Annotated in this window: 12 protein-coding genes and 1 pseudogene; 3 read left to right on the top strand and 10 right to left on the bottom strand. The window is 48.8% G+C overall.

Features of this window, described 5'->3' with window-relative positions; genetic code table 11:
* Both L1N85_RS28095 and L1N85_RS24740 read right to left on the bottom strand, forming a co-directional pair.
* A partial coding sequence (locus L1N85_RS28095; RefSeq protein WP_407946563.1) for a helix-turn-helix domain-containing protein occupies nt 1-92 on the bottom strand: 92 nt, incomplete at its 3' end.
* Nucleotides 93-514: 422 nt separating this feature from the next.
* Nucleotides 515-2,473, bottom strand: a complete 1,959-nt coding sequence (locus L1N85_RS24740) for an ABC-F family ATP-binding cassette domain-containing protein (RefSeq protein ID WP_235241695.1) — start codon at nt 2,471-2,473, stop codon at nt 515-517.
* Between the two features lie 180 nt (nt 2,474-2,653).
* Here L1N85_RS24740 and L1N85_RS24745 point away from each other — a divergent pair, with 180 nt between their 5' ends.
* On the top strand, nt 2,654-3,217 hold the full coding sequence (locus L1N85_RS24745) for a guanylate kinase (protein ID WP_235241696.1): 564 nt from the start codon (nt 2,654-2,656) through the stop codon (nt 3,215-3,217).
* A gap of 64 nt (nt 3,218-3,281) precedes the next feature.
* Here L1N85_RS24745 and fumC read toward each other — a convergent pair whose 3' ends face one another.
* The 7 genes from fumC to L1N85_RS24780 all read right to left on the bottom strand — a co-directional run bounded on the left by fumC (nt 3,282) and on the right by L1N85_RS24780 (nt 15,273).
* On the bottom strand, nt 3,282-4,667 hold the full coding sequence (gene fumC, locus L1N85_RS24750; RefSeq protein ID WP_235241697.1) for a class II fumarate hydratase: 1,386 nt from the start codon (nt 4,665-4,667) through the stop codon (nt 3,282-3,284).
* Between the two features lie 197 nt (nt 4,668-4,864).
* Nucleotides 4,865-5,533: a bifunctional 2-keto-4-hydroxyglutarate aldolase/2-keto-3-deoxy-6-phosphogluconate aldolase gene (locus L1N85_RS24755; protein WP_235241698.1), complete on the bottom strand. Its 669-nt coding sequence runs from the start codon at nt 5,531-5,533 to the stop codon at nt 4,865-4,867.
* A 98-nt stretch (nt 5,534-5,631) separates the two neighbouring features.
* Nucleotides 5,632-5,943 carry a Dabb family protein gene (locus tag L1N85_RS24760; RefSeq protein WP_235241699.1) on the bottom strand — a complete coding sequence of 104 codons (312 nt, stop codon included), beginning with the start codon at nt 5,941-5,943 and terminating at the stop codon, nt 5,632-5,634.
* Nucleotides 5,944-6,030: 87 nt separating this feature from the next.
* Nucleotides 6,031-11,997, bottom strand: a complete 5,967-nt coding sequence (locus L1N85_RS24765) for an S-layer homology domain-containing protein (RefSeq protein ID WP_235241700.1) — start codon at nt 11,995-11,997, stop codon at nt 6,031-6,033.
* 118 nt (nt 11,998-12,115) lie between these two features.
* On the bottom strand, nt 12,116-13,435 hold the full coding sequence (locus L1N85_RS24770; protein ID WP_235241701.1) for an ABC transporter substrate-binding protein: 1,320 nt from the start codon (nt 13,433-13,435) through the stop codon (nt 12,116-12,118).
* A gap of 111 nt (nt 13,436-13,546) precedes the next feature.
* Nucleotides 13,547-14,383 carry a carbohydrate ABC transporter permease gene (locus L1N85_RS24775; protein ID WP_235241702.1) on the bottom strand — a complete coding sequence of 279 codons (837 nt, stop codon included), beginning with the start codon at nt 14,381-14,383 and terminating at the stop codon, nt 13,547-13,549.
* Nucleotides 14,383-15,273, bottom strand: coding sequence for a carbohydrate ABC transporter permease (locus tag L1N85_RS24780; RefSeq protein WP_235241703.1), 891 nt, complete (start codon nt 15,271-15,273; stop codon nt 14,383-14,385). Before L1N85_RS24780 ends, L1N85_RS24775 begins: the two co-directional genes overlap by 1 nt.
* Nucleotides 15,274-15,404: 131 nt before the next feature.
* Between L1N85_RS24780 and L1N85_RS24785 the strand changes: the two genes are divergently transcribed.
* Both L1N85_RS24785 and L1N85_RS24790 read left to right on the top strand, forming a co-directional pair.
* Nucleotides 15,405-17,231 carry a sensor histidine kinase gene (locus L1N85_RS24785; protein ID WP_235241704.1) on the top strand — a complete coding sequence of 609 codons (1,827 nt, stop codon included), beginning with the start codon at nt 15,405-15,407 and terminating at the stop codon, nt 17,229-17,231.
* The gene (locus L1N85_RS24790; RefSeq protein WP_235241705.1) at nt 17,228-18,496 is read left to right on the top strand and encodes a response regulator; all 1,269 of its coding nucleotides are present in this window, start codon (nt 17,228-17,230) and stop codon (nt 18,494-18,496) included. The genes L1N85_RS24785 and L1N85_RS24790 overlap by 4 nt, the downstream gene beginning before the upstream one ends.
* A 220-nt stretch (nt 18,497-18,716) precedes the next feature.
* On the opposite strand, the pseudogene L1N85_RS24795 reads toward L1N85_RS24790, so the two are convergent.
* Nucleotides 18,717-19,123: pseudogene (locus tag L1N85_RS24795) on the bottom strand (aminotransferase class I/II-fold pyridoxal phosphate-dependent enzyme); the annotation flags it as partial.
* Nucleotides 19,124-19,277 lie beyond the last annotated feature (154 nt).

Consider the following 19,277-nt stretch of genomic DNA (forward strand, 5'->3'; position numbering starts at 1 on the left):
AAAACCCTTTGTACTTCATTGGGGTAAATGCGATATTTATAGGCTCGCAGCAAGTAAGTTAACCTCCTTTTCCAAGGATAAGTATACCACATTATACGAACATATGTTTGTTTTTTTTAACCAAAAAGATCAACCATTCATCCCCACCTTTCGCTAGCGCTAAGAAGATGGGGACTTCTGGCTTAAGATGTTAAAGTCGACTTATTGTGAGGGAAATCTCAATAAATCTGAGGCTGGGCTCACTAATTTCAATACTTTTTTTGCTCAATTATTCATTACTGAGGTAAACCTCATTAGCGATGAGGCTACCCTCACGGGGAGTGAGATTTTCCTCAGTAAATCGAACGAGGTACCATAAACGATTGCTATCAGTGAGGTTAGCATCACTAAATAATGAGTTTTCCTCATTAGTACGGCGCAAAGGTTACGGCTCATGCTGAGATGGTTCATACAATCACGGTTCATGCTGTTACGGCGCATACAGTTACAGTTCATGATGTTACGGTTGCAGCTCTTACTTCTGCGCCGCAATTTGTTCCGCCAGTTCATTCAGCTCCGTCCAGCGGTCCATCAACTGCTCCAGCTTCTCCTCCAGCTGCTGCTGTTCGGCCGCCAGCTCCTGCAGCCGTACGGAGTCGCTGCTTGCTGCTTCCATTTGGGCAGCAATTGCGCTTAGCTCTGCTTCAGTGTCAGCGATCCAACCGTCTATTTGCTCGTAGTCCTTCTGCTCCTTATAAGACATCTTGAGCGCACGCTCCCGGCCAGCGGGTTTAGCAGCCGTACTAGCGTGAGTTTCCGTTCCTGCCGTCGCAGCCGCTGTCTTGCCTGCAGAAGCAGGCTTCGCAGTTGAAACCGCCGTACTCCCAGCTACGCCGTGCTTCTCGACAAACTCCTGATAATCCGTATAGTTGCCGGTATGATGAGTAATCACTCCGTCTCCTTCGAACGCAACGATTTTGTCCACCGTCCGGTCAAGGAAGTAGCGGTCATGCGAAACGACAAACACGACGCCGGGAAAATCGTCCAAATAGTCTTCCAGTACCGTTAACGTGGAAATATCCAAATCATTCGTCGGCTCATCGAGCAGCAGCACGTTTGGCGCATTCATCAGCACGCGCAGCAGCTGCAAGCGCCGCTTCTCGCCTCCGGACAGCTTGGAGATCGGCGTCCACTGCATCGTCGGCGAGAATAAAAACCGCTCCAGCATTTGTCCCGCCGATATGATCGAACCGTCTGCTGTCTTCACCTGCTCCGCGCCCTCGCGGATATATTCGATCACGCGCAGCGATTGATCCATTTCCTCATGCTCCTGCGAGAACCAGCCCAGCTTAACTGTAGCGCCCAGCTCGACCGTTCCCTCGTCAGGCGTCAATTGCCCGGTAATCAGCTTCAGCAGCGTCGACTTCCCGCTTCCGTTGCGGCCGACGATGCCAACGCGGTCTTCGGGAACGGCAATGTAACTGAAATCGCGAATGAGCGTCCGTTCGCCGAAACGCTTCGTGACCGCTTCAATCTCGACAATTTTCCGGCCGAGCCTGCTGGAAGCAACCGACACGTCCATCTTCCCGCCCGATTGCTTCGGCGCATCCGCCTTCAGCGCTTCGAACCGATCGATTCGCGCCTTCTGCTTCGTCGTTCTTGCCTTTGCACCGCGTCTTATCCAAGCGAGCTCATTACGCAGCAGATTCTGCCGCTTCGCTTCCGACGCAGCCTCTCTTTCCTCCCGATCCAGCTTCAGTTCGAGAAAACGGCTGTAGTTCGCTTGATAGAAATGCGCCTGACCTTTGTCAAGCTCGATGACCCGGTTGCTCACGCGGTCGAGAAAGTAGCGATCATGCGTAATCATGAGCAGCGCCCCTCTGCGTTTCTGGAGCATGCCCTCCAGCCAAGCAACGGAATCGTTATCGATATGGTTCGTCGGCTCATCCAGGATAAGAATATCGGATGGCAGCAGCAGCGCCGCCGCCATAGCAACGCGCTTCCGCTGACCGCCGGACAGCGTCTCCACCTTAGCCTCGAAGTCGTTGATGCCAAGCTTCGAGAGCGCCGTCTTGGCATCGCTCTCGAGCTGCCAAGCGTCCAGCTCGTCCATGCGCTGATTCGCCTTGATGAGCTGCTCCTGCAGCGCTTCATCGCCCGGTTTCAGCTCAATCGCCTCGAGCGCAGCCGCATAAGCCCTCACTGCGCGAAGCTGCGGTGAATCGCCGCCAAGGACATGCTCCAGCGTCGTTTCACCCGGCGCGAACGCCGGGTCCTGCGCCAGCATGCGCACCGTGACCCGGTTGCCAATCGATATCGTGCCCGAATCGGCCGGCTCGAGGCCCGCAATCACCTTCAGGAAGGTTGACTTCCCTGTCCCATTCACGCCGATAATACCGATCTTGTCGCCATCCTCAACGCCGAAGGTAACATTTTCGAACAACAGCTTCTCGCCGTAGCTCTTCGTTATATGTTCTACAGATAATAAATGCATTGGACAAACCTACTTTTTCGAAGAATATAGTCCCACTAGCAATCATTCGTATCATAACACAAACAGGCCGCTTCTTCACTTCATCGCACCATGTCCGCGCTTCTGCTGATCAACCCACATTCGTCTTATAAGAAAACGATTACAAGCCGATATATTTAGTAAAAGGAAGGAGTGCTCCGCATGAATAAACCCTATCTGTTCATATTCACGGGTACGAGCGGATCCGGCCGCAAGACAGCAGCTCATAAAGCGCTGGAAAACTCCGGCATTCTGCATATCCCCTCCTGTACCGATCGGCCGCCTAGAGACAAGGAACGTCCTGACCAAGACTATCGTTATGTCAGCAAGGAGAAATTCAATGTACTGAACCAAAACGGCTTCTTCACCGAAACGGTCCAGATCGACCGCCACCGCTACGGAATCGGCAAACGCTACCTGGTTCTCGCTTTGAATGCAGGCAACAGCGTATATCTCGTTCTCAACCGCGAGGGCTCTGATACGATCCGGCGGATTTACGGCGAACGTGCCATTCGCATATTCCTCTATGTCGATAAAAAAACGGTATCGGAACGGCTGGAGAGCAAAGGCACGAGCTACGAGATTATCGACAGCTACCTAAGCCACTATTCCGAGGAGGTCACCTATCGCAAAGCATGCGAGCATGTTATTGAGAATCGTTCACTCGCGAGTACGATCGAGCAAATCAAAAAGATTGTTAACAGCTATTTGACGCCTGCTCCTTAACACAAACAGGGCAGAAGCCAAGTCAATCCAATGACTTGGCCTCTGCCCTTATCTGCGCTTAATCTTAACGTTTACCGATCATGTTCTCCGGACGAACGAATTCATCGAACTGCTCCGATGTAAGCAGGCCGCTTGCGATAGCCGACTCCTTCAGCGTCAGTCCTTTTTTGTGTGCGTTCTTCGCGATAGCAGCCGCATTCTCGTAGCCGATATGTGGATTAAGAGCCGTTACGAGCATAAGCGATTGATCCAGATTGCGCTTGATCACCGCTTCGTTCGGCTCGATGCCGATCGCGCAATTGTCGTTGAACGATACCATACCGTCAGCCATGAGCGCTACCGATTGCAGGAAGTTATAAATAATAACCGGCTTAAACACGTTAAGCTCGAAGTTGCCTTGGCTGGCCGCCATCGAAATCGCCGTATCGTTGCCGATTACCTGGCATACCGCCATCGTGAGCGCTTCGCTTTGCGTCGGGTTGACCTTGCCCGGCATGATCGAGCTGCCCGGCTCGTTCTCCGGTATCGAAATCTCGCCGATGCCGCAGCGCGGTCCGCTTGCCAGCCATCTTACGTCGTTGGCGATTTTCATCAAATCGGCTGCAAGCGCCTTGATCGCGCCATGCGTATAAACGATTTGATCATGGCTTGTAAGCGAGTGGAATTTGTTCGCGGCCGTTATGAAGGATTTGCCTGTCAATGCCGCTACTTCCTCCGCAACCTTAACGGCAAAATCCGGGTGAGCGTTAAGGCCGGTACCTACCGCCGTGCCGCCCAGCGCAAGATCGCGCATTTGATCGACGCTTTGCACGAGCATCGCGCGCGTTCTGTCGAGCATCGAATACCAGCCGCTAATCTCTTGGCCGAGCGTAATCGGCGTTGCGTCCTGAAGATGCGTACGGCCTATTTTGACGATATCGTTAAATTTCTCCGCTTTCGCGCGAAGCGTGCCGTTCAGAAGGTCGATTGCCGGAAGCAAACGGTCCTCCAATGCGATCACTCCTGCAATGTGCATGGCTGCCGGGAATGTATCGTTCGAGCTTTGCGACCGGTTAACGTCGTCATTCGGGTGAATGCGCACCTCGCTGCCGCGTTCCGCAAGCAAGCCATTCGCACGGTTCGCAATTACCTCGTTTACGTTCATGTTCGTTTGCGTGCCGCTTCCCGTCTGCCATACCACGAGCGGGAAATGCTCATCCCATTTGCCGGATACGATTTCGTCTACCGCTTCGCCAATAATAGCTGCTTTAGCCGAGTCCAATACGCCAAGCTTCTCGTTCGCATTCGCGGCTGCTTTCTTGATATAAGCCATGGCGTAGACGACCTCGATCGGCATCCGCTCACCGCTAATTTTAAAGTTTTGCAGGCTGCGCTGCGTTTGAGCGCCCCACAACTTGTCCGCCGGAACCTGAATTTCACCCATCGTATCCTTCTCAATTCGATAATCCATTACTTGAACGACTCCTTTTAACGATTAATTTGTCTAATAATGACTCTGTTTCTGTTATAACGCTATTCCGGCTCAGAAGCAAGTAAATCACAAACCGATTTGGGCGTTGCTTATTCGGCGTATGCATCGCCAGCTTCGATCACGCAGCAAAAATACCCTGACAGAGAGCCGCGCTCTCCATCAGGGTATCATTGGCGTTACAGGCCTTTCGCTTCGCGATAAGCCGCGATATAGGCTGCCGCCTTCTTCTCAATCAGCGAGAAATCGCCGGTCTTCACCGCATCCTTCGTCAGATCCGAGCCAATGCCGACCGCTACCGCGCCCGCGTTGATCCAATCCTTCAGGTTGTCGAGCGATACGCCGCCGGTTGGCATAATATTCGCCTGCGGCAGCGGTCCCTTGATGGACGGAATTACGCTCGGGGAATAAAGATTGCCCGGAAATAGCTTCACGACATCAACGCCAAGCTCGAGCGCGCTTTGAATCTCGTGAATCGTCATCGTGCCCGGCATAACCGGAACCGCGTAACGGTTGCAAAGCTTGATCGTATCGGGGTTCAACGCAGGAGCAACGACGTACTCGGCCCCTGCCAAAATGGCAGCGCGCGCCGTTTCGGGATCCAGCACGGTGCCTACGCCGATAATCGCATAATTATCCGCATCAGGCGCAGCCGAGCTCGAATATTCCTTCGATAGCTGTTCGATCGCGCGCAGCGCGAACGGTACCGTCATCGTAATTTCAATTGCTTTAATGCCGCCTTTAATCGCGCGGCGCGCCATCTCCGCTACTTCCTCCGGGGAGTCCGCGCGCAATACCGCTACAACGCCCGCTTCCGTCAGCTGCTGCAGCACCTTTAGCTTTTTCATCCGTTAGTCCCTCTTCCCATTTTGTTCATATTTGTTCGAAAATGTTCTGTCTATATCGCTCATTATATGCCGTACCGAACAAATCTTCAATCGCCGATCTACTTCTTATAATCGATTTCCAGAAATTTCTCGACTTCCGTCAGCCAACGCTCGTTAACGAACCGGACATGAAGCGGATGCTCGTTGTAGGCATCATAGTCAGCCTGGCTCGCAAACTCCATGGCGAAGCCGTGGTTGTATTCATTTTTGGCGCTGACCTGCTTATAGACCTGGAAATTGGCGACGGTCGGTATCGATGTCAATATCCGCTCCCCGTCCTCAAGAAACCGCAGCTCCTCTTCCGAGCCCTCCTCGTGCTTCAAGCTGAAAATAACCGAATGCAGAATCCACTCTTTCGACTGTGCTGACATGTTCATCTCTCCCTATTTTGTTAGACTAGTATGAGTCATTAATCTAAAATACCATAAATAGGTTCACAAATTCGATCCATTGTAAATTTAATTTATGCTATCCAGCAATTTAGAGATAACTTGTGCACTTTCTGCACGATTGGTTTGTCCTTGCGGTACGAACCGGTTGTTGTTACGTCCTTGGATGAATCCAAGCTCAGCCGCTGCATGAACCGCAGCTTGTGCCCAAACACTAACGCCGGTACGATCTGCAAATTCTGCTTCGATGCTTGCCGTTGCCTGCTTACCAGCTTTCACTTCATAGGCTTTCACAATCATAACCGCCATCTCTTCGCGCGTAATCGTATCGTTCGGTGCAAATGTATCGTTGCTGCGGCCGGATACGATGCCCGCCTCGTACGCAGCTGCTGCGGCTTCCGCATACCACCTGGAGCCGTCTACATCTTTGAAGCTTGCTTCTTTCGTTGCTTCTAATCCAAGCGCGCGTACGATCAATGCCGTAAACTCAGCACGTGTTACTGGTTTCATAGGCGCAAATTCAGTATCGCTCACACCTTTAGCAATGTGTTTTGCTGCCATTTTCTTAATGACGTCATAAGCCCAATACTGCTCGCTGACATCCTTGAAGGATTTGTCGTACTCAAGTACTGCGTACTTGCTAAAATGTCTTATGCTTGCCGTAATTTTACTTCCGATTAATTCACCGCCGACATACTCTAAAGATCCGTCGTCAGCAATGTAGTACATCCCTAATAAATCTTTGTTAGCCGTATCACTAACATGTAATGTCATTTCAATCGGCGGATCGAACTTGGTTAATTTCATTTCTTTACCGTTTTTATCAACGATCACTAACTTGAATTCGAAGACTTCCCCGGCCATTTTTAATTTGGCCTTTGCCTTTTCTTTGTTTACAAGCTGTTCCGCCTCATCAGTTGATACCCTGTTTGCTTCAAAGGAAATATTCGCTTCTTTCAGTTCGGTTTCGTTCAGCAATGATTTCAAATCCTCAAGAACTTCACCGCTAATGACTGCTTCGAACTTATCATTTTTCACTTCTACTTTATTGTTCTTGTTAATGGCTTCAGCATTTGCCGGCAATAGAACTTTATTCTTGCCATTTGGAAGCGTGACAGGAACCTTGCCATCGGGATTGGCCTTTGGATTCACTGCTTCCGCTTTAGGATCGATTGGTATTGCAGGCTTCGTTGGCGTTGAACCGCCGTCGTCATTCCCTTCAGCTTTATAAACCGTTAGGTTTATTGTTTTAGTTGCTTGCCCCGCGCGGCCTTTATCCGTATACCATGGCTCGGCCAAGGTTTCCTCTGTAGGTGCAATATGAAGTACAAAAGTATTAGTTCCCGGCTCAAGTGGAATGTTTTGAACCCATACATTCCCATATTGATCCATCTCACTATCTGCAATCGGAACGTCATTAATCGTGAATTCCACACCATACGGGACATTAGCCTTTACAGTAAATCTATTCTCGTCTCCAGCCGCTGTGTATTCAATATCTTCACCGTAAGAAATACGAGGCATGGAAACCATCATCGGCATATCCACCCATCGAAGTACGTAATCCTCTACCATCATTTTGTTGCCGCCCTCATTCTTAATCGTCAGCTTCATGTTGGTATCTGTTGAACTATACGCCCAGTTCCCTAAGTCTTCCGTATCGTTCGCTATACGGGTGTGGCTCGTAAAGGCCTCTGTTTCCCAGGTACCCCGAGTGTACTTATATTCGATAGACTTGCCAGCCATCATTTTGAACGTATATTCCACAACATCGCGACTGGTAGCCCCGCTTGGAACTTTTAGTTCGTTTCCGCTGGAATTCCACCCATTAAAGTTTCCAGCAATGTAAATGCCGTCCTGAGCAGGTGTATAGGCAGGCAAATGCAATCGCAAGGTCACATCCACCATAACCAGCCTAGGCATTACTGACTTCTCCGCTGAATAGCTGCGGTTATAGGATTGATCAAAAGCTGCAATTTTGTAGATGTACTGAATATCATTACTTACTGAATAGTCTACATAATTGGTAACTGTATTAGCCAACGTTGCTATCTTTGTGAACCCTGGATCCGATAACTTTTTGCGGAAAATATCAAAGCCGGAGATATCTTCGCCTTCCGCAGTCCAAACTAAACTGGCAAGGTTCGATTCTACTGTAATATCTTCCAGCACTGGCACTAAAGGTGCAGTTGTGTCAGCTGTATCCGCATTAGCGTTAAATGTCGCCTCCGCTGACTCCGTGTAGCTTTCCCCGTTATTGGCAGATACTTTTGCAAAGTAGCGGAATACTCCAGCCTCCGTCGGTTCAAAGGCAGCATAATAAACTTTGCTTCCATCTACATCTTCTTTGTACCTCAGCCTAGTATCTGCAGCATTGGCTTTATCGGTACCGTCTGCGTAGTAAGCTAATCTGGCAATCATATTAGGCGCTTCTATTCCAGCATTAGCTGCAGCATCGGTCAGACCATTGACTTCAATCGCAATTGTAATTTCACTTGTGCTGTTGCCTGCACCAATCGTCATGTCTTCAGCTTGACCCATAATGGTTACGCTGTTAATTGGAAAAGCCGGTGTAGCAGACACCATGTCCAAGATGGCGCTTTCACCATTGCCGATTGCCGCAGTGACCGCATAATAATACTTCACTCCATTGGTCACCGTGTTATCTGCAAAGGTTAGTCCAGCTTGATAGTCGGATAATAACGTTAATTCTCCGCCTTCGATTGGCGCGCGGTACACGTTGTATCCTTCAGCACCCGCCACAGCATCCCAAGATAATGAGACGAAGCCATTGTCCCCGGCTGCGACAGCGTTTGGAACTACAGGAACTTCTGCCAATTCTCCTTCATTGACCATCATGAAGCCCGTTAACGCAGGGATTGTCAGTGCAAGTTTGCCTCCGTCAACAGTGGACTGAGCTGTTCCATAAAGCTGGTCCGAGAAAATCACACCATTCGGAATAAATCCGGCTACATCCGCTTCAATCGTCGCTTCCGTCACGCCTTTGTTAATAACGACCAAACCGGCTTTGGCACTATTTTTCCTGGCATAAGCAATGACATCGCCTTGCGCATAGGCAACTTTAATGTCGCCTGTACGGAACACTTTATTATTGTTGCGAATCTCTGCAGATTTTTTGTAAACGTTGAACACGGAAGCATACTTGCCTGCGCCCATAAATTGACCTTCTGCTTCACTTACACGCTCCCAGGGGAATGTTCTGCGGGAATCCGGGTCTTTTGTACCTTCCAGACCTACCTCATCTCCATAATAAACAGTTGGAGCACCTGGGTAACCCATTTGGAATATAGCCGTTAATTGTTGCAGTTTTCGGGCAGTTTCTGTTGCATCCGGTGCTATTCCTACTCTATTTTCTTCATATTGCGGATAATCCATTTTGGTAATATTTCTAGTCGTATCATGGGATCCTACCAGATTAAGCATGGCTAACCATGCTTCTTTAGGATAATCTTCACGAATAGATTCCAATGCAGAATGCATAGTTTGCGCATTCCCGCCTGTTAAGAAGGACTGCAGGGCAGCTCTAAAGCGATAGTTCATTACAGAATCAAATTGGTTGCCCAGCAGGTAATGAGTTGCTACACCCCACTCCTCACCCAAAATAATCGGATCAGGGATCGGTTGACCATTCGCATTGGTTAATCCTGTTTGTGATTTTACAGCGGTTCTGAACTTTTCCCAAGTTCCGAACGATACATCCGGAGCAACGTCCAACCGCCATCCGCTGGCACCCATCCAATTCCAAACCTGCGAGGCTGTGTTTTGCATGGCTGTTTGCTGTTCTTCCGGTGTCATTTCAGTGAGATCATAACCAATAACGTGGTTTCTGTAGCTTGGCACGTTCCATTCATGTCTGCCTGGAAGGGCATCTGCATCTCCCTCTATCGGTTCAATCGCATCCATTGTCGGCAAGGAATCATAGCCCCACCATGCGTCATACTTATACATGTATACATGATCCCGGCTTAAAACTTTTTCGTTGTGAACCGTAAACCAGGTGGTGAACTCAAAGTCCTCCGGATACTTATAATTTACTCCGGTTGCAGGATTCAATTGACCAGTAAACGCATCAATAACGGTCTGCTCGGCATCTGCTTGAGTCATAGCGTCATCATTGACATGGTCCCAAACTTTAGCCCAGTATTCATAAGCCCCGATCTCCGGGAATTTCTCATAGCGGTCAAAATAAATGGAATCGTCGCCAACATGGTTAAATACTCCGTCAGCGATAATGTGAATGCCGCGAGTTCTTGCTTCGTTAGCAAATTCGATAAATACAGCGTCAGATGCTTTTCGTGTAGCGTCATAGTTTAAACCTGACTTTGGGTCCCCGGGTGTGTTGTAAACCGGTTCGCCAAACATTGGATCCAAATGATTATAATCTGTAGCATCGTACTTATGGTTCGAACCCGCCCAGGCAATAGGGTTAAAATAAATGGCTGTCACCCCGATGGATTCAAGATAGTTCAGCTTTGCTTGTACCCCTTGAATGTCGCCGCCGTAAAATTCATTCGTCCATATTCCGTCAGTCTTAGAACCAGAATAGTAAGGCGCATTCTCGGGCGTTAGACGTTCCGGCATTTCCGGAATGTCGCTCCACTCGCCCCACACTTGATCGGGCGTAGGCTCGTTCTCTACACCGCCATCAAAATACTGGAGCGGGAAAGGATTAATCGGCGCACCTGCACGGTCTTCAGAACGATCACCGCGGTAGCCGTCTACGGTCTTGGCACGGTTATTGCCTTCATAACCATCGAAGAAACGGTCAGGGTAGATTTGGTAAACAATCGCATTTTTCATCCAGTCCGGTGTTTGGAAATCAGCATCGTATACCGTTAAATCAAAAGGTACTGCACCTTCATCAAGGGCTTTACCCGTGCCGCCGCGGACTCCGTCATCACCATATTCTACTTTTGCAGGGCCGTCTACTAATATGAATTTGTAGCCCCACACCCCGATACCATGAAAATCAGCAGATGGAATAATAGCTTCAAAGTAGTCAAGATCACCTACAGACGTCACTTTTCTCATGTCATAGGTTTTTGCTAAAGACTCCTCATTAATCAATTCTGCTTTAGCAACTTGCACATCATCTTTTTTGGCTGCAATGCGTAACGTTAAATCTTGGCGACCCTCTGGAATTGCTCCGAAAGGCTTCTTATAAGTGATGGAACGACTGTCAAACCTAATGGCATCCACATTAATCATTCCATCAAAATTACCGTCAGCCGGTTTGTAATCGTTAGATAACACTTTAGGAGTTGCTGAATAATCAATGGTAAATGTAACATTAGCCGGATCCAATATAGCTACGGGCAAATTATGCCCTTCTGCATTGTATCCGTAAGACTCATCCCAGTTTGAACCGAAGGCCACTTTTGCCTCATATTGACCAGTTGGGATATTTCTTTGAAGTTTATAGACCGTGTTGTTAAAGTTGTAATCTACAAATAATTGCCGGGCGTCAGACGGACTCCACTCGGGTTCACTAAAAACAGATTGGATAGACCCTACAAGTCTTGGCCATTTGTCAGCCGTTAGTACCGGCATGTATTGTGATAACCCCTCTACTCCAGCTACGTTAATACGCGCCTGGTTTATTTCGTCATTAATATAGAAGTTTACCTTTGTTCTTTCCGCAAGGGTTAACGAGAAGTTGTTGCCTCCATTGGAAAGACCGTCCCATGTTCCGTTTTTCGTAAATTTGAATTCATGCGTTCCTGCATCCAAAACGATAGAGTAAGCGTAGAATTCTCCAACAAGATGAGCAAAAGGCGAGGCCGTGTTGTTCCAGCCTTGGAAAGAACCAGCTATGTACCATTCGTTTGCACCGCCTGGCTGATCGACAAATTCATCTGCTATAACGTCGCCTGTTACTGTAGTTGAAATGCTGGAGCCTCCGGCTGCCGCTTCTGCCGTCAGCGGTACAAATGCGCTAAGAAACAACTGCAGAAGGATGAAAGCGCTGACAATTAGAGAAATACGTGCCTTATTTCTTCTATTAAATAATGGCATGAATGAACCTCCTATACACTTATAATTGAACGAACGTCATTCCAACTATGCAAACGTTTGCATTTAGAAAATAAAAAAAATTTTTTTTAGGCCGCCCGAGGGCGGCCTTTATTATGTCTTATTTCTTCAACAGTTTCTGCACGGTCGTATCGAAGGATTGAAGAAGCTGTTCTTTCGTAAGCTTGCCGCCGACATACGCTTGTATCGAAGCGCCGAACTCTTGCGTGGTGCCGTCCGGCAGCATCGCCCAAATCCAAGGAAGAGTCTTGCCTGCTTTGCTATACTCGGAGATAGAAGCTGCAATGTCGCCCAACTGCTCCGGCGTGAAAGGAATGTTGGTGAAAGCCGGGATGAACTTGAATTCTTCTACCGTATAACGCTTGCCTGCGTCGGATGTTGCCATCCAGTTCAGGAAGTCTTTCGCTTCTTGCTTCACGCTGGACTTGTTGTTAACAACCCAGTTGGAAGGCACGCCAACGAAGATGTTATCGTTCAGCGCCTCATCGTCGTTGATCGGCATCGGGAGAACGCCGAGATCAAGATCCGGGTTTACGCCATCAATTTGCACTTGCGTCCAGTTGCCTTGCTGCATCATCGCCGCACCGCCGGCTGCGAATTCAGTAACTTGAGTATTGTAGTCCGTCGTAAGCGGGTTTTTCTGGCCGAATTCCATCGTAGTATCCAAGAGGTTTACCCATTCTTGGAAAATCGGGTTGCCTGCGAACGTTTGCGTTCCCTCTTTAACGCCGTTGACAAACGCTGTTGGGTCAGGCTGCTTTGCAAGAGCGACGTTCACGTTGTGAATGCCGAGGATCCACCACTCACCGTAGCCATTCTCGAACGGCGTAATGCCTGCGTCTTTCAGCTTTTGCGCCGCACCGCGAAGTTCGCTAAGCGTGTTCGGAATTTCCGTAATGCCCGCTTGCTGGAACAACGCTTTATTGTAGAGGTAACCGTAGCCTTCCGTATTCATCGGCATACCAAGCAGCTTGCCGTCGAGCGTGATTTGCTGCTTCGTTGCATCGATGAGGTTCGCGACCCATGGCTCGCCCGAAAGGTCTTCCATCTTGTCCTGCCATACGACCGCATCGTTCCAACCGCCGTTATTGAAAATATCCGGCTCGTCGCCCGAAGCGAATTTCGCTTTCAATGCCGCCCCGTAGTCTGCGCCGCCGCCTACGGTTTCGATCTTGAGATCGATGTTTGGAAATGCGGCTTCATATTCTTTCTCCATACGGGATAATGCGTCAGCAATTTCCACTTTAAATTGGAAGATCTTTACGACCTTCTTCTCGCCGTTTGCAGCAGGCGTTTCCTCGGCAGTCTCCGTTCCGTTCTGAGCCGCGTCTTTGTTGTTATTGGCATTGCTGCCGCAAGCCGTCAAGAACGAGAATGCAAGTGTAAAACTCATCATCATTAACGCTAATTTCTTTTTCATGTGGACCTCCCGAATAATGAATTTTTTTATATGGATGCCTTTACAACACTCATTATATAAGCCTGATTGTAAGAGCAACACCAACGTTATTGATCACTTAGGTGGAACATATTAACCTTTGACAGAACCAGCCGTGATTCCCTCGATAATATGCCGCTGCATGAAGAGGAAGAAAATAACGATCGGCGTGACGCCTAACACCAAGCCGGCCAGAGCCAAGTCCCATTGCTTCGTATACTGCGCGAAAAAGGAACTCGTGGCGAGCGGGATCGTCCGCAGGCTGGGATCGGGTATGACGAGCGACGGCAAGAGAAAGTCGTTCCATATCCATAGACTGTTTAATAATATGATCGTCACGGTCATCGGCTTTAGCAGCGGAAACACGATTCGCCAAAATACGCCGTAAGGCGATGTGCCGTCTACGATCGCAGCTTCCTCGATCTCAAGCGGTATCGCCTTCACGAAACCGTGGAAGAGAAATGTAGCAAGCGATATGCCGAAGCCGAAATAGCAGATGATCAAGCCGGGCAACGAGTTCAACAGCCCGGCGATGTTCGCGACCTTAACCAGCGGAATCATGATCGACTGGAAAGGAATGACCATCGCCGCAACGAAAACGCCGAAGAGCAAATTATTGAACTTGCTTGGATGCCTTACCAAGCGATAAGCGGCCATTGAGCTGAATACGGCAATGCCAAGGTTGGCGATCACTGTAACGATCAGCGAATTCAGGAATGCTTTCGGGTAATTGATAATCTCCCATACTCTCGAATAATTCGTCCAGACAAATTCCTTCGGCAATCCGGCCGAGTTCAACAGCAAATCCGCGAAGCTCTTAACGGAGTTGACGAGAACGAAGTAGAACGGTACCAGAAACAATAACGCCAACAGAATGGCAAAAATCTCGATCATTAAAGTGCGTAATGTATATCCCCGCGCTGCACCCATTAGGATTGAACCTCCTTTCGCTTCGTAATCACGACTTGGATCAGCGTGATCGCAGCCACGATAAGGAAGAAGATTAAAGCTTTCGCTGCGCCGAGTCCCATACGGTTGTTGGTAAAGGCCTCAAAGTAAATATCCATCGTGACGGGCTCCGTCGATTTATACGGTCCTCCGCGCGTCAGCGAGTAAACGACGTCAAACACTTTGAAGGAGTTCGAGATGGTCAAAAATAAACAAACGGTTACGGCCGGCATTATAAGCGGGATGATAATATTTTTCAGCTTCTGCACAAAGTTTGCTCCGTCGATATCGGCGGCCTCCATCAGCTCGCTCGGAATATTAATCAGTCCGGCGATATAAATGACCATTAAATATCCGGCACCTTGCCAAACGCTGACGATCACGATGCCCCAAAACCCAGTCTGTGCATCACCAAGCCAGGGAAGATTAAAAAATCCGATGCCCGTAGCATCCCCAACTGCGGAAAAGCCCTTAATAAATATAAATTGCCAGATAAAGCCGAGCAGCAATCCCCCGATCACGTTGGGCAGAAAAAAAATCGTACGGAGGGCGTTCTTCGTACGGATAGACCGTGTTAAAAGCAGCGCTAAACCGAACCCTACAGCATTCGTAAGCACTACCGCCGTGATCGTAAACCTCACCGTAAATCCAAATGAGTTGGCAAAATTTTCGTCACCCGTAAAGATCGTGACAAAGTTATCCAAGCCGACCCAAGTCACTTCATTCGACACGCCGTTCCAATTCGTAAAGGCGTAGTACATTCCCATCACGAATGGAATGAGCACAATCAGACTAAAGAAAAAAAGGGACGGTCCGATGAAATACAGTTGTTGTACCCATTCACTTAATTTTTTCCGTCGAGTTTGCATCATCTGTTTGTCTCTCCTCGCTCTCTTCTATCCCCTCAAAATTCCACTGTTTTTGTAGTATACAAGCACATGAAACGACTGTACACTGAGAGAAATGATGTGTTGGTGGATTATATTGATGTGGAGGATCGTTCATGAAAAGCAGCCTTCGTAAAAAATTAATGATCGTCTTGCTGGCGGCTACCGTATTGCCGATCTCCATCTCCATGCTGATTACGTATAATCGAACGACGGCTTCCATTACGGAACAGGCTGTCAAAGACAATTCAAAGTTGTTATTCCAAGGAAAAACCAACTTGATTAACTATTTTGAACTCTTCAATAAGCTTTTCAATTCTGTTTACTATGATCAAAACGCCGGCGACGCGTTGTTTCGTCTCCTGCGGGACGGAGTATCGACCCCAAGCGATAATAATACGGAGCGGACGGTTGTCGGATCCACGCTGCGAGGCATGGCGATGACAAGTCCTGACATCTTTCAGATTCGTTTGCAGTTTAATGACGGCAATAGGACGTTCCTGTTGGCAAACGATTTGCTGCGCTACGAAACGAACGTCAAGTCGCCTGAAGATGACACGGTTATATGGAGACCGTCGGGATATATACAGTTTTCCCATTCCAGCCATCCCTACGGCATCAACAAAAAGAAGTTCACGTATTATTTTCCGAAGACCGTCGTAACCTTTCATCGTCCGATACTCGACGTGCCTTCCGATCGCGAAATCGGGAGATTGTCGATCGATATCACTCTCGACTATATTAGGTCCATTAGTGAGATGCTTTATACGCCAGATGTGGAAGAACTATGGATTGTGAACGAGAATGGCGATGTCGTATTCAGCTCAGACGAGGAGAAGATCGGTGCTGCGGCGTTGCAGGATACTTGGGTGGATCAAGTGTTGAACGAGGGGTCGGAACGCGGACAATTCCGTCTTCAGTCACAGACATTCGATGGAATCGTCGTGTATGAGAAGCTGACGACGAACTATATGAATTGGACAATCGTTAAACGTATTCCGTACGATCATCTGTATAGCGGAGCTCGTCAGATCACCCGCATTAATAGTCTGGTGCTCGGCTGCTTCTTGCTCATTACCGTCGTGGCGACCATGTATATTTCGTACCGAATCACGAAGCCGATCAAACGGCTCATTCATTCGATTCACGTCATGCAAACCGGGAATTTGCAAGTCGACATTCCGATTGAGAGCCAAGACGAGATCGGAATTTTAGCCCGTCGTTTCCGGCAGCTCATGGACCAAATCAATCATCTGATCCTGCGCGAATATCGGCTCGAGATCGCGAATAAATCGAATCAGCTGAAGGCGCTTCAAGCTCAAATCCATCCGCATTTTCTGAACAATGCCTTGCAATCGATCGGGACGTTGGCGCTTAAGCATCAAGACCGGAAGGTGTATACGCTCATTTCGTCCCTCGGTAAGCTGATGCGCTATCATATGAATACGGAAGAAACGATCGTTCCCTTGATCAAGGAAGTCGATCATGTCAAAGCGTATGCGGAGCTGCAAAAGCAGCGGTTCGGTGACAATTTGGATATTCACTTCGTCATCGAGTCCGGCATCGAACATATTGAGCTTCCGAAGATGATCATACAGCCGCTTGTGGAAAATGTTTTCAAACACGGGGTCAAGCGCTCCGATGTGCCGATTGAAATTGTCGTCAGATGCTGGATATCGACGGAAGGCGCGCTTCAGATCAGCGTGGAGGACAACGGCCGGGGAATCGAGCTGGAGCGGATGAGCATGCTGCAGAAGCAGCTGGATCTTCCTGAGTCTGCAGTCTCGATCTCGAAGGAAGAGCATATCGGACTCACGAATGTATTGATGCGCTTGCGGTTATTTTTCAACAAGCACGCATCGATGACTTTGAAGGAGAATGTCAACGGCGGATTCATTGTAATGATCAGCATTCCAATGAAAGAAGGGGAGTATGCGACATGAAGGCGCTCATCGTAGACGACGAACGGCATGTAAGGGAGGCCATTCACCTGCTTGTAGATTGGGAATCGCACGGCATCCGTGAGATCAGGGAAGCTACGGATGGAGAGACGGCGATTAACGTCATCCGGGCGTGGAAGCCGGAAATCATATTTACCGACATGATGATGCCGGGCATGGACGGCTGCGAGCTGCTGACTTGGATTCAAGAGCATGCGCCAAACAGCAAGACGATCGTGATCAGCGGACATGACGATTTTCGCCTCGTCCGGCATACGATGAATGCGGGCGGACTCGATTATATCTTAAAGCCGATTGATGCCGATCAACTGGAGGAGGCTGTAAAACAAGCTGTCGCGCTCTGGACGGAGGAAGATTTTACCCGAAATGAGCAACAAAGCCGAAATATTGAAGTGAATTTATTAAAGCCGATTTATTGGGAGAAAATGTTTACGGATCTCCTTCAGCATCCGAACGCAGAAGGAAAGCTGCTCTCTGATATTCGGCGCGAGTTTCCGGAGCTTGCAACGGCAAGCGTTTGCAGCTGTTCAGTAATTAGCTTGCACGCGCTGGACGAGCGGATTCAGACGAAATACAACAACCATCGGGATTTGTTGTTTTTCTCGCTAACGAATATATGCAATGAATTTCTTCGAAATCCTTGTACAGGCTTAGCTTTCCGCTATTGGGCTACCGAGGAGGAGATTGTACTCCTGCATTGGAGCGGGCTCGACGGTTTGGAAGAGCGAGTGTACGCAATTAACCAGGCGTTTCAGGATACGCTCGGAGCCCGATTCGATATCGGGATCGGCACCGCAAGGCCGTTCCCTCGGGAGGTTCAGTACACTTACAAAGAAGCAAAAACCGCGCTGCAGCAGCGGAATCTTGATGCACCGGACAGCCGCATTTACCTGTTCGGGGAAACCGGCGATTTCCGGGTTCCGAAGGAACGCAACGTCATCGCCGAAATCCAAAAATACATGGAGGAGCATTACAATACCGACCTGCCGCTCCAGCATATCGCTGCTAAATTTTTCTTAAGCCGAGAATATATCTCCAGACGGTTTAAAGAAAAAACCGGGGTGAACATTTCGGAATATCTAGAACAAATCCGCATAGAAAAGGCGAAATTGTATTTATTGAACCCAGGCGTGAAAATTTCTCAGATTGCCGAAATGGTCGGCTATCAGGACGAGAAATATTTCAGCAGAGTATTTAAAAAGTTGACCGGCCGTACGCCGAATGAGTATCGGAAATTTCCGCATTAGAGGAAGCAGTAAGAAGAAGGCCGGACTATGATGTCTAAATAATGCCAGTCCTAAAATGCTTTTGGGCAAATTCGTCTGAGCTTAGCCCGGTGTGCGCCACGGACGGAAAAGCATAAAAGGCGCCTCTCGGCTCATGGCAAGGCAGGCCGATTTCCCTGAGACCGTTCACGAACATCCGTCTGCGCTGGCAGTACGACTCGATCATCATGTTCATCTCTTCCAACCCGCCGTTCAACTGCACGATGGGAGAATACGCGATATAACTGGGCACGGGCACTATAATATCATCGCCGGGTATAATCAATGCGCGCAGCGCCAGATCGATGGCCTCGCTTCCTCCGACCGTCACCATGATTTCATCCGAAGGCTCATAGTTTATTTGGAATCCGTTATTTAAGTAAATCGCGATTACTTCCCGCAGCTCGAGAAGACCGGCATTCGGGGTATAGGTCGTTCTTCCAAGCTCCAAGGCGCGTACGCAAGCAGCTCTGACATGCTCGGGAGTGACAAAGTCCGGCTCCCCGACGCCCAGCGATATAATGTCCTTATTCCCCTCTGCCAGGCTAAAAACTTGCGTATGCCCGAAGGCGGAATTTGCTTCACAATCGGTGATATACTTTCACTCATGGACCATGTTTTCATTGTCAAATCCTCCTTTTTTGGATAAAAAAAGAGACCCATCCCTTACACTGGTACCCATAGACTGGACACTTTAAAAAAAGGTGTTCAGGCTATGGGTACCTTTTTGTATACTGAAGAAACAACGGAGGGGATTAGATTG

The sequence above is a fragment of the Paenibacillus alkaliterrae genome (genome assembly GCF_021532375.1).
Taxonomy (GTDB): Bacteria; Bacillota; Bacilli; order Paenibacillales; family Paenibacillaceae; genus Pristimantibacillus; species Pristimantibacillus alkaliterrae.